Genomic DNA, 16,734 nt, shown 5'->3' with positions numbered 1-16,734 from the left:
CGGATCAAGCAGTTCCGGGGCATAGCCACTCGATATGATAAGGATGCTGCCAACTATCTGGCGGCGATCAAGCTCATCTGCACACGCCTCTGGTGCAATGCATAATGAGTCTGCGCCCTAATTCTGCTTGGGCAGATCGTCTCATGAGGTCAAGCATTTGTCCCGAAATGCAAAGTCAGCCGGTCGCTCCGCATTAGCTTCAACGGTCGATGCGGTTCGCTGGCAACCGTTTCTGCAAAAGAGGGGTCGCCATGAGTGCTGCCGAAGTGACCAAGAACATCCGGATCAAGCATGCAGACAAGCTCTTCATCGGCGGGGAGTGGGTCGCGCCGTCGACGGGTGCGAAGATCGCCGTCGTCTCCCCCATTACCGAGGAAATGATTTTCTCGTTTGCCGAGGCCCGGGAGGCCGACGTTGATCGCGCCGTCGCGGCGGCGAGGAAGGCGTTCGACGAAGGCCCCTGGCCGCGCCTGAGCCCGGCGGAACGAGCCGGCTATATCCGCAAGTTCAGCGAGGCGATCGCCGCTCGCAACGACGAGCTGGGCCACGCATGGACCAACCAGACCGGCATGGTCCACGCCCTGGCCGGCGCAACCAAGGACTTTGTCTGCCCGATCTGGGATCAGCACGTGGGCCTGGCCGACACCTTCGAATTCGAGAAGGAATATGCGTCGCTTGCCGGCGGCGGCCGCGGCTATATCCTGCGCGAACCGATCGGCGTTGCAGCCGGAATCGTTCCGTGGAACGCGCCGCTGCTGATCAGTTCACTGAAGCTCGCGCCGGCGCTGCTTGCCGGGTGCACCTTCATTCTCAAGGCCTCCCCGGAAACCCCCATCGAAGCCTATATTCTGGCCGAGATCGCCGAGGAAATCGGACTGCCGAAGGGTGTCCTCAACGTCATTGCCGCCGACCGGACCGCGTCAGAGCATCTTGTGCGCCATCGCGGTGTCGACAAGGTATCGTTCACCGGCTCCACGGCGGTTGGTAAGCGGGTGGCGTCGATCGTCAGCGAGCGCATGGGCCGGTACACCATGGAACTCGGCGGAAAGTCGGCTGCGATTATCCTCGATGACATGAGCGTCGAGGAGGCTGTCGCCGGTCTGACCGCGGACATCTGCATAATGAGCGGGCAATACTGCATGGCGTTGTCCCGCGTGATCGTGCCGCGTCGCCGGCACGACGATTTCGCGAGCGAGTTCAAGCGCGTCTTCAGCGCCGCCCGCGTCGGCGATCCCTATGATCCCGAGTCGGATCTGGGTCCGCTCGCGATGTCCAGGCAGCTTGATCGGGTCCTTGGGTATATCGGCAAGGGCAAGGAGGAAGGGGCGACCCTCGTGGCCGGCGGTGGACGACCTGCCGGCCTCGACCGCGGCTTCTTCGTCGAGCCGACGATCTTCGCGAATGTCGATAACGGTATGACGATCGCCCGGGAAGAGATCTTCGGCCCCGTCATTAGTCTGATAGCGGCCGAAGACGAAGGCGATGCGATCCGCATCGCGAACGATTCTCCCTTCGGCCTCAACGGCGCGGTGCTCACGCACGACGACGATCGCGCCTATCAGGTCATGCGGCAAATCCGGGCCGGAAATGTCTCGCAGAACCGGTTCCGGCAGGATCTGACCTTGGGTTTCGGGGGCTACAAGGAATCGGGAGTTGGTCGCGAAGGTGGCGCGGATGGATTGGCCGCATATCTGGAATCGAAGACCGTTCTCCTCAACAACGCGCGTTGATACGCCATAACAGGGGGTTGCCACATGTCGGCTGCGACTGAGGAATGGGATTTTATCGTCGTCGGCGGCGGCTCGGGCGGCTGTGCCGCCACATACGAGCTGGCGCGCTCCGGCGAGCATTCCGTGTTGCTTCTTGAGGCCGGGGGGAGCGATCGCTCGGCGGATATCAAAGTCTTCGCCCGCGTTGGCCATGCCATGCACAACTTCAACTGGGGCTACACGTCGAAACCTGACGCCACCCGCGGTGGACGGACCGAGGAATGGCTCGGCGGCCGCGTTCTCGGGGGGTCGAGCAGTATCAACGGGTGCAATTTCGTCCGCGGCGCTCCCAGCGATTACGATCGCTGGGCGGCGACGGGGAATGCCGGTTGGGGCATTCCCGGCTGGAGCTATGCCGATGTGCTGCCGATTTTCAAGGACATGGAGACCTTCGAAAAGGGCACGGGGATCCGTGGCGCGAAAGGTCCGCAGCACATCAGACGGGTCAAGCGGCCGCACCGGCTCACCAGGGCCTTCTTCGCAGCGGCCAATGCGATCGGCATTCCCTTCAACGACGACTATAATGATGGGGCCCAGGAGGGCGTATCCGCGATGCAGTTGTCGCAGCGTAACGGCCTGCGCTTCAGCGCGGCGGACGCCTTCATCAAACCGTTCAAATCGCTGCGCAACCGCAAGGTGGAACTGAACGCGCACGTCCATCGGATCGAGTTTGAAGGCGATCGGGCCACCGGGGTCCGGTATCGACAGAACGGTGTCGAGAAGTTCGCCAGGGCCCGCAACATCATCCTGAGCGGGGGCACGATGAACACGCCCAAGCTGCTCATGCTGTCGGGCGTCGGCGATCCCGAGGAGTTGAAGCGGCATGGCATCGATGTCGTGGTGGCGTCACCCGAAGTGGGGCGTAACCTGGTCGAACATCCCCTGGCGCGTCTGGTCTACGGCAGCCGCATCACCAGCCACAATCTGACCGGCGGCATACTTCAGAAGCTGGGGATCGCGCTGGAATATGCGCTGCACCGCGAAGGGCCCATTTCGACCGTCTTCGAGGCCGTAGGTTTCTTCAAGACTTCGCCCGAACTTGCCGAGCCCGACATTCAAATCCACTTTTCGCCGCTTGGCTATCTCGACACGGCCGAAGACGCCGTCGCCATGCTCGATCGTCCGGGGCTCACCATCCTGGTCAACAAGAATCATCCGAAAAGCCGTGGACGTATTCGGCTGGCCAGCGCCTCTCCCGACGATCCGCCGGTTATCGAGATCAATCTACTGTCCGATCCCGAAGACCTCGACACGCTGATCGCCGGCGTGCGCCTGATACGAAAACTGATGCAGGGCGAGCCGATGGCCAGCCTCGTCGCCGACGAGATCGTTCCCGGCGCGAACATCGCGACGGAAGAAGACTTGCGCGCCTATCTTCCTGCCAGGACGGAATTGACGCGGCACCCGGCGGGCACGTGCCGGATGGGCGTCGACGAGGGGGCGGTTGTCGGCCCGGACCAGTTGGTCCGGGGCACGAAGAACCTATGGATTGCGGACGCTTCGATCATGCCCGATCTCATCTCGGGCAATACCAACGCCGTCTGCATGATGATTGGCTTGAAGCTGGGCCGCGCCCTCGCCAACGCCAGTCATTAGGCTGGCTCACGGGTTCGGCCGACAAGCCGGAGGCGAAGATTGGACCCCGAGAGGTGCGGAGGAGAACTGCAACGATGGCGGACGCAGCCGTGGGTGAATTTGAAACCGTGACCGCACGCAGGATCGGCGAGCACGTCCTGCTGATAAGTCTGGATCGGCCGGAAGCCGCCAATGCCTTGAACACGCAGATGGGGCGCGACCTGCTCACGCTTTTCTCCGGGTTGAACCTCGACGCGCAGAACCTGCGAAGTGTCGTCATCACCGGCGCCGGCGATCGCCATTTCTGCGCGGGCGGAGACCTCAGGGAACGCGACGGCATGAGCGATCAGGCGTGGCTCGAACAGCATGTGCTGTTCGAACATGCCTTCTACGCGCTGATGGATTGTCCCTTGCCGGTGATCGCCGCGGTGAACGGCGCGGCGATCGGAGGGGGCTGCGAACTCGCCCTGGCCTGCGATTTCATCTTCGCCTCGGAACGCGCCCGGTTCGGCCAGCCTGAGGTGAAACTGGGCATCATTCCGGGGGGCGGCGGCACCCAGACCCTGACTCGCGCCGTGGGAGCGGCACGGGCCAAGGAGCTGATCCTCAGCGGACAGGTCTTCACCCCGCAGGAGGCTTTGGCCTGGGGGATGGTGAACCGCATTTTCCCGCCCGATCAATTGCTGGAACAGGCCCTTGCCACCGCGCGCGCGATCGCAGCCGCCGCGCCGGTCGCGGTTCGCTCCGCGAAGCTCGCCATCACGCGCGGCGCCGAGGTCGATCGACGCACCGGGCTGGCCCTGGAGATAGCGGCCTATAATCAGACCGTAACCACCCAGGACCGCCGGGAAGGGGTTCGCGCAGCCCTTGAAAAGCGGAACCCGGAGTTCGAAGGGCGATGACCGCGTCACCCCGGAAAATCCGCGTCACCGAGGTCGGGATGCGCGACGGGTTCCAGATGGAAAGCCGCATTCTGCCAACCGACACGAAGGTCGCCATCGGCGAAGCGCTGATCGCTTCCGGCATTCGCAACATCGAAGTGACGTCTTTCGTATCGCCGGCCGCGGTGCCGCAACTGGCGGACGCCGCAAATGTCGTCGGACGCCTCAGCGGGAAGGGCGCCGAACTTAGCGCGTTAGTCCCGAATGCCGGAGGTGCGCGGCGAGCCGTGGCGGCGGGCATAGACCGGGTGACGATCTTCGCTTCGGCCAGCGAGACCCACAATATCAAGAACGTGCGCCGTACTGTTGCCGAAAGCCTCGCCGGCTTCGACGAGATCGGCGCCATCGTCGGCGATGCCGGTACTGCCCTTGGCGGCGCGGTCGCGACCTCCTTCGGCTGTCCGTTCGAGGGTGAGGTGCCTGTCGACGCGGTGCTGCGGGTGATCGAGGGCTATCTGGACGTCGGCGCCGACCTGATCTCGCTCGGTGACACGACGGGCATGGCGACCCCGCCGGTGATCGAGCGCGTCGTCCTCGCCATACGGGATCGGTTCCCCGATCTCACCTTGGCCCTGCATTTTCACAACACGCGCGGCCTGGGCCTGGTCAATGTCGTGAAAGGCCTGGAACTCGGTATCGACCGTTTCGATGCATCGGTCGGCGGCCTGGGTGGATGCCCCTTCGCGGCCGGCGCGACGGGGAATATATGCACAGAGGATCTCGTCTACATGCTCGATGAGCTTGGTCTTGAGAGCGGCATCGACCTGCCGGCGCTGATCTCCGTCGCGAAGCGCGTGGAATCCGAGTTCGGCTGGGTGCTTCCAGGGCAAGTGATGAAAGCCGGGCCGCGGCTGCACCTTGCGGAGAGTTGACTTAAGGCGGGAACTATCGGTGCGAGAGGTCGGATGGCCCCTCCCGCACCAATCGGGGCTGCCCGCGGAAAGCGCCTTTGGAGACCTTCAGACCTGGTGGCCTGGGTCGATGGGATGCGACGCCAGCGGGTGGATCCGCACGTTCCGGAAATAGGGAAAAGCCGGCAGGCCCGAGAAGATCGTGTGAAACTCGGTCGCATCCGCAGCCTTCCACAACGTCCAGTTCGCCGGCTGGCCAGGGTCGCGCCAGATCCGCAGCAAAACGCCCTGTTCTTGAAGCGCGTTACCCGCGTCGCGCTCAGCCGCCACGATGGCGTTCTTCGTCTCCTCGTCGGGAAAGGCGAATTCAAGCCGGACAAGAAATTCCATTGCGGTTCCTCAGGATCTTTTTTGGAAGAGGGTGCCTCAAGCCGCTTACGAAACGGCTTGAGGCACAGGTGACGTCAGTAGGAGTAGTAAGCTCTCACACCGAACAGGCGCGGCATCAGATAGTCGCTGAAGTAGCGGTTCACAGCGGTATTGGCCGACTGCCGGATCTTTTTATTTTCAAGATTGGTGACGAAAGCCGTCAGCTTCCAGCGCTCCGAGGGGCTGGTGTAGGTCAGATTGAGATTGGTCTTGGTGTAGGCGGGAACCCTGTCGATCGGATTGTTAAATTCCCGCAGATAGCTCTTCGTCTGGTAATAGAGGGAGGCCATCGGCGTGATGGTTCCGCCGTTCTCGAGCTTGAAGTCGTGAGAATATTCGATCTTCGCATTGAACTCAGGGGCATTGGGAAGGAACTTGCCCTTGAGGCTCGGAATAGTGCCGCCGGTGACGCCATCAAAGGCATTGGTGTAGTCGGTGTAAGTGGCATGCGTATAACTGACGAAGGCGTTCAACCGATCGACCGACGTCGGCTCGTATGTGAGCTCAAGCTCCGTCCCATAGACTCGCGCGCTGCCAGCATTCTGCGAAAACACCGCCGGTGAGCCATCGATGAAGCCGACTTTAGTAACCTGGATATTTTTATAATCCATGTAATAGAAAGCCGATCGCAGGTTTAATGTATTGTCGAGAAGCCGCGTCTTGAGCCCGATTTCATAGTTCGTCAGTTCCTCCGGTGAGACGCTCGTGGGAATGCCCGCCGCGACCTGAGGCTGAATCTGGCCGGACTTAAATCCATTTGTGACAGTCGCATAGGCGAGCGTGCGGGCATTCACGTCCCACTCAAGGCCGCCCTTCCAGCTGATATTTGACCAGGAGTCCCGCAGGTACGGACGGGTGATTGGCCCGCATCCTGGCGTGCTGATGGTCAGCGCCTGGATTTCTTCGATCGTGCGGTAGGGATTTGAAGGCGCCGAACAATTGATCGTATCGAAGGATTTCCCGGAGTTCTGCGATTCACGGCTCCAGCGTAGTCCTCCGATCACCCGCACATTGTCCAGGAGGCGAAAGGTCGCCTGGTCGAATATGCCGACCGCAGTCTGCTGGGCATAGCCGGGAAGATACTGGTCGACGCCGAATATGTAGAAATGGAAGGCGTTGGAATATGGATTGGTTTTCTTGAACTGGCTTGCGCCCAGAATATTGGTGAATCGATCGCTCTCGAAGTTGAGGTTGATTTCATTGGAGAAGGACTCGACCTTATCGACCCAGCGACCGTCGTAGACGTTCACGCTTCCAGCACCCAGAATGGCGAAGTCATAGGTGGATTTCTGGTGCTGATATCCGGCGATATAGGCGGCGGAAAGGGTGTCGCTGATCTGCAGATCCATCCGCGATCGGACGGCGATGCTCTTGAGGTCGATCTTCGGCTGGATGGTGGGGCCGAATATGGGCTGATCGAAGACCGGACGGCCTGTCGCAGGCCTCCCGTCCGGACCGATTTCCATCAACATGTTGGGCGGCGTGCCCTGGTTGATGAAGCGTTCGAGCACGACTTTCCATTTGAAAGCATCGGAAGGTGTCCACAAGACCGATAAGCGGCCTGCGATGACGTCATCGGTGCCGTAGTCACGAGCGATCGTACCCCTGTTGTCGAAGACGCCGTCGCTTCTATGAAGGAAGAATCCGCCTCGGATCGCGAGGGTGTCGCTGACCGGCAGGTTGACCATCGCGTGGGCCTGCACGTCGTTGTAGTTGCCGTAGGACAGGTCGGCCGAGGCGCCGAAGCTGTGCTTGGGATCCGCCGTGATGATGTTGACGCTGCCGCCCGTGGCATTCAGGCCATAGGTCGTTCCTTGCGGCCCGCGCAGAACTTCCATGCGCTCCAGGTCGTACAAGCCGCCAGGCAGCGATTGCGACGTCGCGACATAGACACCGTCGAGATAGGTGGCGACGGCGGGGCTGCCGAACTGGCTGAAATCCTGGTTGGAAATACCGCGAATGGCGATCCCGGTGTAGCCGGCCGGTCCGAGAGTATGGATCTGCACATTCGGCACGGCGGACGTGAGGTCCTGGACTTTGAGCACGCCGGCTGCCTGGAGTTGTTCCTGTCCCAGTGCGGTGACGGCTATCGCGGTCTTGTTGACGGTTAGGCTACGCTTCGACGCGGTTACGACGATGTCGCCAAGCTCCGGCTTGTTGCTGGCAGGTGCTGCGCTGGCCTGCGATGCCGGTTCGACAGCCGTGGTCTGCTGCGTGTCCTCTTGAGCCATTGCGGGTGCCGACAAGGCTACGCAAATGGCAATTGCACTGGAAACTGAAAGTACGCTCATGCGGTCCCCCCACATATTGGTTGCATAGCCCATGGATACTCCTCCTTGATATCTATTGTTGCAGGGCTTATGTCGTCCGGCCCCGTCTGGAATTGAGCCACACTTCCCTTGGGCAACTTTGCGAATTGGGGTGCTCAGTTTGCTGATTGGGGCTTATTTGCAGGTCGATGACGATGTGCCCCTTTCACACCGGTCATGATCTTCGCACGCCGTGAAATTGGCGGGCCCGAACGATCGGGCGCATCATCTTTCATGAGGCTTTGAAGCTCGTTTGCCGGTGCTCAGTCGACCGCACTGCAAGCCAGGCCACGGATCTGCTCGAACCACGGCATGACACCGTCCGCTGCGATCCTCACCCCTGCATCATATGCGGCTTTCGCCCGCGAGCTATCAATTGCCGGGAAGGGTTGGCGCAGACAATCGATCCATTTGGCGGAACGCTGGTCGTCGGTGAGAGGGTCCTCGTGCGAACCCGGCGCCCGATCAATGCGAATTGACACGATCCTTCGATCCTGGAGTTCGAGTTCGACCTCGACCGGCGAGGTGCTGAGGCCGCCTTCCCGAAGCAGTTCCGAGGTTTCGATGACCGAGACGTCATCGATTCGCGCCTGGATGGCCGGGCGCCGTACGGCCGAATCGCTGAAGCTGGCAAGATTGACGCGGCCATCCGCAAGCGCGCTCAAACAGGCGTATGGCGCGCTGAACAATCCCTGCATGCCCGAAGTGGGACGCGGATAGCGCAGCGGAACCGTTCCGCCGGTGGGGTAGCGCAGTACGATGGCGCGGACGTTTTCCAGATCCAGGGAATGACGCTCGCGAAGGGCGAGCGTGCCGGCGAGCATTCGATGGAGCATGTAGCAGCACGGAAAACGCTTTTGCTCGAACCCCGGCCGCTCGATGGCGAACGGCGCGCCAAGGTTCAGCGGAGCCGCCCAGGCATCGACCTCGCCGCCGGAGAAGGCATGGAAAAATCCGCGCGGCGCGAAGGCGTCGGCACTGGCGGTCAATCCGGCCTGCGCCAGATCGACGGCACGCACGGCAGCGCTCGCGGCGAAGCCGACATGCAACGATTTCACCGACGACCCGAAGTTGCTCTGCAGCCCGCCGGCCAGGCTGGCGGCGATATTCAGGGCTTCCCTCGTCCTTTCCTGATCGAGCCCGGACAGGCGCGCGAGGGCCGCGGCCGCCCCGATCGTCCCGAGCGTCGCGGTTGCATGAAATCCAAGGGCGTAGTGCACCGGCCCCATGACCTCGCCGATGCGGATCAGGACTTCGGTTCCGATGGCATAGGCGGCAAGGAAGGCCCTGCCACTGATGTCGCGGCCAGCCGACCAGGCGGCAAGCGCCGACACGACCGGCACACTGGGGTGGCAAATGGCCAGCAGGCTGACATCGTCATAGTCGAGGATGTGCGATGCCATGCCGTAGAGGAGCGCGGCGTCGTCGCGGCAAAAGCTGCGATCGCTCCAAAGGCAAGCTGCCGTCGCGTCCGAACTGGCGGCGGCTGGAAGCGAGCCTTCCAGCACGCGAACGTCCGGATGCGCGCTTCCGGCCAGCATCACCCCGATCGTATCGACAAGACAAAGCGCCGCGCTTTGCAGCGCTGCCGGTCCAGGCTCGGCCTGGACCGCGAACCGTGCGACCTCGTCGATCACGATCAGTAAGACCGCGGCATGCCCAGCGCGTGCTGGGCAACCTGCGCGAGCACCAGATTGTTGGAGATCGGCGCCGTCCGGAAGAGCCGCGCCTCCTTCCATTTGCGCTCGACATGATATTCTTCCGCGAAGCCGAAACCGCCGAAGGTCGTCATGCAGGCTTCGGCCGCTTCCCAGGATGACTCGGTGGCAAGGTACTTGGCCATGCTGGTTTCGGTCGCGCAAGATTCGCCCCGGTCGAACAGGTCCGCGGCGCGATTGCGCATCAGTTCGGCCGCCTGCAGATTGATATGGGCTTTTGCGATCGGGAACTGGATGCCCTGGTTGGCGCCGATCGGACGATCGAATACCACGCGGTCGCTGGCATAGCGTGACGCCATGTCGACGAACCATTTGCCGTCTCCCAACGCCTCGCTCGACACCAGAAGCCGCTCGGAATTGAGCGTGTCGACCAGATAGTGGAAGCCCTTGCCCTCTTCGCCGATCCGATCCTCTTCGGTCAGCCGCAGATTCTCGATGAAGACCTCGTTAGTATGATGATTGATCATCGTTGGGATGGGGCGCGCGCGCAGCGCGTCGCCCGCCTTGGCGATGTCGACCAGGAACAGGGTAAGCCCATCGGTCTTGCGCTGGACCTGATCGAGCGGCGTCGTGCGCGCGATGAGCAGGTACATGTGCGACTGGAAATAGCGCGACGTCCAGATCTTCTGGCCGTTCACGACATATCCGCCATCCACCTTCTCGGCGAAGGTCTTCAACTTGAGGGTGTTGGAGCCGGCGTTGGGTTCGGTGACGCCAAAGGCCTGAAGACGCAGGCTTCCGTCGGCGATGCGCGGAAGATAGCGACGCTTCTGCTCTTCGCTGCCATGATTGAGGATTGCCGCCATGGTGTACATCTGCGCATGACAGGCGGCGCCGTTCCCACCGGACCGATTGATTTCTTCAAGGATCACGCAGGCGTCCAGAATGCCGAGGCCCGACCCTCCGAACTCTTCCGGGATCAAGGCGCCGAGCCAGCCCGCCTCGGTCATCGCTTGCAGGAACGCGTCGGGATAGGCCCCGCGGGCGTCGCAGTCCCGCCAATAGTCGTTGCCGAACGAACCGCAGAGCCGGCGGACCGCCTGGCGAATTTCTTCCTGGGTATCGGTATAGGAGAAGTCCATCTGATCACCGCCTCAAATAATGGCGCCCTGCACGCGCAGGGCCTTTAAAGTTTCCTGATCGATCCCGGCCGCTGCCAGGATCGCGTCCGTATCTTCGCCGAGGCGCGGCGGAACCTTGCTGGCGGTCGGGCGGTGCCCGTCGAGCGTGATCGGCAAGCCGACCACCTTGTGGTCCGTAGCCTCGTCGATCGGCAGGGGCTGCAGAATGCCCGCGCTGGTCACTTGCGGATGGCTCGCCACCTGGCTCACGTCGTGCAGTTCGGCGCAAGGCGCCCCGGCGGCGCGCAGACGCTCGATCAACGACGCGACCGTTTCCTCGCGCGTGCGCCGCTCGATGGCGTCGTGCAGGGCCGCCCGATTGATCACGCGGCTCGAATTGGTCCTGAAGCGATCGTCTTCCAGAAGTTCGGCGATGTCCAGGGAACGACAGACATTCTGGAACAAGCGGTCGTTGCCGGCTGAAATGAACAGCGAACCGTCGGCCGCTTCGAACAACTCGTAAGGCGCGGTCATTGCCGTCGCCGAGCCGAGTTTCGCCGGGACCTTGCCGGTCGCGAAGAAGCCGGCGAGCACGATCGTCATCCACGAGACGCCGGTTTCCATGAGGCTGGCGCTCACGCGTCGACCCTTGCCGTCCTGAGAACGCGCGAGGATAGCGGCCATGATGCCCAGCGCCAGCCAGATTCCCGTGCCCATGTCGATGAGCGAGACGCCTACGCGGGCAGTCCGGTCGCCCTCGTGTCCAGTCACGCTCATGATGCCGGTGAACGCCTGAAGCAACGGATCGTATCCGGGCAAGTCCCTGAACGGCCCGGTCTGACCGAATGCGCTGAGCTCACAGAAGATCAAGCGTGGATTGATCTTGGACAGCGCGTCATAGCCGAGCCCCCGCTTCTCGAGGCTGCCGGGCTTCATCGAATGAACTACGACGTCGCACGAGGCGACAAGCGCCCTGATCGCATCCTGTCCGCCAGGCCGATCTATATCGACGCCGATGCTCGACTTTCCCCGGTTGAGCGCAAGGAACGTTGCCGACTGCTTTTCGATTTCCGGGGGCATCCAATGCCGCGTGTCGTCTCCGCCCTTCGGCCGCTCGACCTTTATGACCTCGGCGCCGAAATCTGCCAGGATCTGCGTGCAGAACGGCCCGGCGACGTTCTGTGTCATGTCCAGAACGCGCAGCCCCGCGAGGATTTTCGAACCCTCGCCGCTTTGCCCTGCCGAAATCACGCCGGGCGCCTCCAGGATCCGATCCGATCCAGCAAGGCGGCGCCCGTGCGAATGCCGCGCATCACGTAATCGACCTTGATATTTTCGTTCGGGGCATGATTTGCCTGGTCGCTGTTGGCATAGGGGATCAGGAAGATGGGAAGGCCCAGCCGCTTGGTGAACACATAGTCTGGCAGGCTGCCACCGACACACGGATAAAGCAGAGGCTCGACGCCATGAGCCACGCTGATCGCACTCTGGATCAGCGGAGTGAAAGGGCTGTCCATCGGCGTCTTCGACGGCTCCATGCTCTGCAAGCGGATGAATTCGGCGTGCGGGACGCGCTGCCGGATATGATCCTCGACGAGATCGAGGATTTCCTCTGGTCGCTGCGCTTCGACTAGCCGGATGTCGCACTTTGCAACGGCCTCGTTCGGAAGGACGGTCTTCACGCCTTCTCCGCCGTAACCACCCCGTATTCCGTTGATCGTCAGCGTCGGCCGGAACATCAACCGGTCGAAATAGGGGATGCCTTCCGGCGCGTCGAAGCGGGTCAGCCCCAGTTCCGCCTTGACTTGCTCCTCGTCGATCGGAAGGCGGGCCGCCGCCTCGCGCTCTGTCGCCGAAGGCGGGACGATGCGGTCATGCAGGCCATCGATGGTGATTTCGCCGTCCGGGGTCTTCATGCTCGCGAGCAGGTGAACCATCTCCCACAGAGGGTTGGGAGCGAGATTGCCGTAATTGCCGGAATGCAAGTCGCGGTTGGCGCCGCGAATCCGGATCTCGAAGGTGGCGAGGCCGCGCACCCCGAACTGAACAATCGGTTTGCCGGAGGACGGCATCGATCCGTCTGCGGTGATCACCAGATCGGCCTGCAGCTTATCGCGATGCTCGATCACGAATTGGGGCAGGCTACGGCTGCCGATCTCCTCCTCGCCGTCGAGCATGAAGATGACGTTGCACGGCAGCTCGCCATGTGTCGTGTTCATGGCTTCGATGGCCATCAACTGGGCGAAGTGCTGGCCTTTATTGTCGCCGGCGCCGCGCGCGAAGATGCGTCCATCCCGCAACGACGGTTCGAAAGGGGGCGTCGTCCATGCTTCAAGCGGTTCGGGCGGCTGAACATCATAATGGCCATAGAACATGACGGTGGGCAGGCCTGCCCGCACAGGCGATCGGGCGAGGACCACCGGATTGACGGATGTTTCTACGATTTCGGTGGAGAGGCCAGCCCGCCGGGCCAGTTCGGCCACCTTCTCCGCACCCTCGCGAATACCGATGTTCTGAGCACTGATCGTCGGCTGGCGCAGATACTCCATCAGGCGAGAGACATAGTCGTCATGATTCGCCGCAATGTGGGTGAAGACCTCCTCCAGCCGCGGTTCGCCCAGGCCTGTCATATGCTCGAGCATTCCACCTCACTCCCTTGCCACCGGTTCTACCCGGATTGATGTGCGAAGGGTTGCAGCAGGCGGCGGAGCCGATGAGCCTCCCCTCAAGACAAGGGAGGGTTAAGATCGTACGACATAGGTCACTTGACTTTTTGAGGCACTTCATTGTCTTTATGCGACAGCTCCAGAGAGGGGATCGCATGAAAGAACGGCGCCTGATACGTAGCGCGACATTGGGCGGATATGCCAAAGCCGCTCGAGATGCGGGTCTTGATCCACATGAAATGCTGGCAGAGGTCGGGCTCGATCCGGGTGCGCTGCTGGATACCGACATATTGATCTCGCTCGATGCCTTTCTCACTCTCCTCGTGAATTCCGCGAAACGTTCCGGATTGTCGGACTTCGGAATTCGAGCCGCTCATGCGCGCGGCATTCCCGATCTCGGAATGGTCAGTCTGCTGATGCGGGAAGCAGATGATGTCGAGGCGGCTCTGCGCCTTTATACCTCACATCTGAGGCTGCATGCCGATGGCACGGTCGTCCAGCTAGATACGCGGTTCGATGATCCAATCATCATCGTCGAAATCCAGGGCAACACGAAACAGGAGGCGTTTCAGGCCACCCTTTTTTCGGTGACGGGAATCGTTCAGCAAATCCGCTGGCTGATCGGTGAAACCTATCGGCCCGAACTCGTGTGCTTCGCCTTTGCCGAGCCTCCCGACACGCGCCTGGCGCAGAACGTCTTTCAGTGCGATGTCCGCTACAACCAGATTTTGTCCGGCATCGTGATCGATCGCACGGTGCTGCGTCGCCCTTTGGTCACCTCCGCGCCCTTCCTGCGTAAGCTCGCGCTGAGACAGTTGCAGCCCTTGATGAAGCATGGTCATGACACGTTCGCCATGAAGGTGACTCGCCTGATCAGGCAGGGCTTGGAAGACGGCGAGTTCTCATCCGAACTCATCGCGGCGAACCTGGCCATCGACAGGCGGACGCTCACTCGGCGCCTTCAGCATGAGGGCGCGACATATTCCTCTCTGTTGCAAACGGTGCGTATGCAGATCGCCCAGCAGGGCCTCGAAAATCCCGAGCAGTCGTTGACGGAATTGGCAGTGGCTACGGGTTTCCAAAGCCTCAGCGCCTTTTCTCGCTGGATTCAGGCATCGTTCGGCTGCAGCGCAACCGATTGGCGAGCCAATACCAGACGCAGCATGTCAAGCGCCTGAGGCGGAAGGCGGGCCGTGCCGCTGTCGCGATCCGACAATCTCCTGACCCAAATGGCAAATACGACCTGGAGTTCTCGGACAGAGTGACCCCCTTTCTACAGGGTGAGGTCCGCATGATCGAAAGGCAGCAGCGTGGAACGACGGCAGTCGTGACCATAGCGCGTCCGGCGCAACGCAATGCCCTGACCCCGCAATCGATGGTGGATTTGCGCGATGCGCTGGTCGCCGCTGACAAGGACGAGGGCGCCCGCGTCATCATAATCACCGGGCAAGGGGAGCAGGCATTCTGCGCGGGCGCGGACGTGCGGGCGACCCTGCCGTCAGAACGCAGCTTCATTTCGGCCTATTTCGACCGCGACAGCGACGCCTCCCATCCCCTTTACATCCGCAATATCGCGCTCGATCGCTTGGGCATCAGCAAGCCTGTGATCGCCGCGGTCAATGGTGTTGCGGCAGGTGGAGGAATGGAGATCGCGCTCAATTGCGACCTCTGCATCGCTTCGGAACGGGCTCGCTTCGGACTGACTGAGGTCAAGATTGGCTCGATCCCGGCGGTTGCCGGCATTCAGCGCCTGCTGCGTTCGCTGCCCCGGCCGGCGGCGATGAAACTCCTTCTGACAGGCGATCTGATAGGCGCGGATGAGGCGCTGCGCTTGGGGTTGGTGAGCGAGGTGGTACCACCCGAGGCCTTGATCGACCATGTCCTGGAAATAGCGGACCGGATCGCCGCGAATGCCCCGCTCGCCGTGAAGGTGGCCAAACGGCTTGCCGATAAGGCCTTCGAATTGCCCCTGCGCGAGGCGGCTGCGCTCGAGGAACTCATGTGGGGCCATCTTTATGCGACGGAAGACCGCGTGGAGGGGCGCAAGGCTTTCGCCGAGCGGCGGCCGCCCTCCTTTCGTGGGGTCTGATCATGGAGAACGCCGCGCGCTCCGCTCTCCAGGGTCTTCGCGTCGTCGACTTCTCCCAGATCGGCGCAGGACCCACCTGTTCCATGATCATGGGTGACATGGGCGCCGACGTCATCAAGGTCGAGCCGCCCACGGGCGACCTTGGCCGGCATCTCGGCCCGCCATGGAATTCCGAAGGTGAAAGCTCGATTTTCGTCGCCTTCAACCGCAACAAGCGCAGCATCGGACTCGATCTCAAGCGGCCGGCCATGCTCGAGGTTGCACGGCGCCTTTGTGCGGGCGCGGACGTCGTGCTGGAAAGCTTTCGTCCCGGCGTGATGGCGCAACTCGGACTCGGCGCGAACGAACTCATGGCCAGCAACCACCGCCTGATCTATTGTTCGGTGTCTGCATATGGATCGACCGGGCCAAAGGCGCGTCATGGCGGGGTCGACGGGATCGTCCAGTCCGTTTCGGGTCTCATGAGCCTGATCGGCGAAGAAGGGGAGCCTCCCTCCAAAGTGCAAGCGCCCGTCGTCGACGTCGCGACCGGCTACATGGCCACGATCGCAATATTGGCGCAGCTTCATTTGCGCGAGCGCACGGGGCACGGCGGCTTCCTGGACGTGAGCATGTTCGCGACGGCGGTCGCCTTGCAGCAATCTTCCCTGACCGCCTATCTGTTCGATGGCGAATTGCCGGTCCGTGCCGGTAGCGGCGCACCCTATTCCGCTCCTAACGAGGCCTTCCGAACCTCAGACGGCTGGATCATGGTCGCCGCCTATAGCGGTGGGCGTTGGGAGCGATTGTGCGCCCTTCTGGGATGCGACGAGCTTGCTGCAGATCCGCGCTTCGCAACGTCCAGCGACCGGGTCAGAAATCGGCAAGCGATGCGGGATTGCCTGAATGCGATCTTTGCCAGGCACGGTTCCGATCACTGGCTTGCTCGGCTCGAGGCGGAAGATATCCTGTGCAGCCGGGTATCGACCTATGATGATCTGACGCGCGACCCGCAGTTCGACCATATGGACCTGATCGCCGAAACGGTGCGATCGGACGGTGCGATCCTTCGCATGCCCGGGCAACCCATCAACAGCGTTGCCAGTCAGACGGAAGCCCATCGCGCGCCGCCCCAACGCGACGAGCATGGCGCCGAAATCCTGGCCGAATTAGGTTACCTCCCGGGCGAGATAGAAGGGTTACATCTGTAAGAGGTTGCCGATGCGTGTCTGTCGTCAGAACATTTGGCGCAGATCGCGGCGTAGATTAGCGGAGCGCGGGCCTCGTCCTGGGGTTGATATTAAGCGGCGAGCTTGCGGTGCTGCAAGCGTCGGTGTTCGATGGTCT

The 16,734-nt window shown here is 62.0% G+C and carries 13 protein-coding genes and 1 pseudogene; 8 read left to right on the top strand and 6 right to left on the bottom strand.

Going from position 1 to position 16,734, the window contains the following annotated elements:
- The 5 genes and pseudogenes from A8G00_RS21930 to A8G00_RS21910 all read left to right on the top strand — a co-directional run.
- Positions 1-105 (top strand): annotated as a pseudogene (locus tag A8G00_RS21930) (IS5/IS1182 family transposase); the annotation flags it as partial.
- Between the two features lie 146 nt (positions 106-251).
- Positions 252-1,730, top strand: a complete 1,479-nt coding sequence (locus tag A8G00_RS21925) for an aldehyde dehydrogenase (protein ID WP_172451949.1) — start codon at positions 252-254, stop codon at positions 1,728-1,730.
- A gap of 24 nt (positions 1,731-1,754) precedes the next feature.
- A complete protein-coding gene (locus A8G00_RS21920; protein WP_103001669.1) occupies positions 1,755-3,365 on the top strand; it encodes a GMC family oxidoreductase in 1,611 nt (536 codons plus the stop codon).
- 74 nt (positions 3,366-3,439) lie between these two features.
- Positions 3,440-4,246 carry an enoyl-CoA hydratase/isomerase family protein gene (locus A8G00_RS21915; protein WP_103001668.1) on the top strand — a complete coding sequence of 269 codons (807 nt, stop codon included), beginning with the start codon at positions 3,440-3,442 and terminating at the stop codon, positions 4,244-4,246.
- Positions 4,243-5,157, top strand: a complete 915-nt coding sequence (locus A8G00_RS21910) for a hydroxymethylglutaryl-CoA lyase (protein WP_103001667.1) — start codon at positions 4,243-4,245, stop codon at positions 5,155-5,157. Before A8G00_RS21915 ends, A8G00_RS21910 begins: the two co-directional genes overlap by 4 nt.
- Before the next feature lie 87 nt (positions 5,158-5,244).
- Here A8G00_RS21910 and A8G00_RS21905 read toward each other — a convergent pair whose 3' ends face one another.
- From A8G00_RS21905 to A8G00_RS21880, 6 genes are all read right to left on the bottom strand, one after another.
- Entirely contained in the window at positions 5,245-5,526 is a 282-nt protein-coding gene (locus A8G00_RS21905) for a muconolactone Delta-isomerase (RefSeq protein ID WP_103001666.1), read from the bottom strand.
- Between the two features lie 74 nt (positions 5,527-5,600).
- Positions 5,601-7,889: a TonB-dependent receptor gene (locus tag A8G00_RS21900; protein WP_103001665.1), complete on the bottom strand. Its 2,289-nt coding sequence runs from the start codon at positions 7,887-7,889 to the stop codon at positions 5,601-5,603.
- 248 nt (positions 7,890-8,137) lie between these two features.
- Complete coding sequence (locus tag A8G00_RS21895) at positions 8,138-9,511, bottom strand: MmgE/PrpD family protein (protein ID WP_172451948.1); 1,374 nt, start codon at positions 9,509-9,511, stop codon at positions 8,138-8,140.
- A gap of 2 nt (positions 9,512-9,513) precedes the next feature.
- Positions 9,514-10,674 (bottom strand): acyl-CoA dehydrogenase family protein, encoded by a 1,161-nt coding sequence (locus tag A8G00_RS21890; protein ID WP_103001663.1) that lies wholly within the window; start codon positions 10,672-10,674, stop codon positions 9,514-9,516.
- A gap of 12 nt (positions 10,675-10,686) precedes the next feature.
- Positions 10,687-11,904 carry a CaiB/BaiF CoA-transferase family protein gene (locus tag A8G00_RS21885; protein ID WP_216365651.1) on the bottom strand — a complete coding sequence of 406 codons (1,218 nt, stop codon included), beginning with the start codon at positions 11,902-11,904 and terminating at the stop codon, positions 10,687-10,689.
- Entirely contained in the window at positions 11,901-13,283 is a 1,383-nt protein-coding gene (locus A8G00_RS21880; protein ID WP_103001671.1) for a M20/M25/M40 family metallo-hydrolase, read from the bottom strand. Before A8G00_RS21880 ends, A8G00_RS21885 begins: the two co-directional genes overlap by 4 nt.
- A 191-nt stretch (positions 13,284-13,474) precedes the next feature.
- On the opposite strand from A8G00_RS21880, the gene A8G00_RS21875 reads away from it, so the two are divergent.
- The 3 genes from A8G00_RS21875 to A8G00_RS21865 are packed head-to-tail and all read left to right on the top strand — an operon-like array spanning position 13,475 to position 16,598.
- Entirely contained in the window at positions 13,475-14,497 is a 1,023-nt protein-coding gene (locus A8G00_RS21875) for an AraC family transcriptional regulator (protein ID WP_172451947.1), read from the top strand.
- A complete protein-coding gene (locus A8G00_RS21870) occupies positions 14,458-15,408 on the top strand; it encodes an enoyl-CoA hydratase/isomerase family protein (RefSeq protein ID WP_216365649.1) in 951 nt (316 codons plus the stop codon). The genes A8G00_RS21875 and A8G00_RS21870 overlap by 40 nt, the downstream gene beginning before the upstream one ends.
- Positions 15,409-15,410: 2 nt before the next feature.
- Positions 15,411-16,598 carry a CaiB/BaiF CoA-transferase family protein gene (locus tag A8G00_RS21865; protein ID WP_103001660.1) on the top strand — a complete coding sequence of 396 codons (1,188 nt, stop codon included), beginning with the start codon at positions 15,411-15,413 and terminating at the stop codon, positions 16,596-16,598.
- The last annotated feature ends 136 nt before the right edge of the window (positions 16,599-16,734 follow it).

Origin of the sequence: Sphingobium sp. SA916 (assembly GCF_002894065.1) — a bacterium.
GTDB lineage: Bacteria > Pseudomonadota > Alphaproteobacteria > Sphingomonadales > Sphingomonadaceae > Sphingobium > Sphingobium fuliginis.
This window is presented reverse-complemented; position numbering and strand designations above follow the sequence as displayed.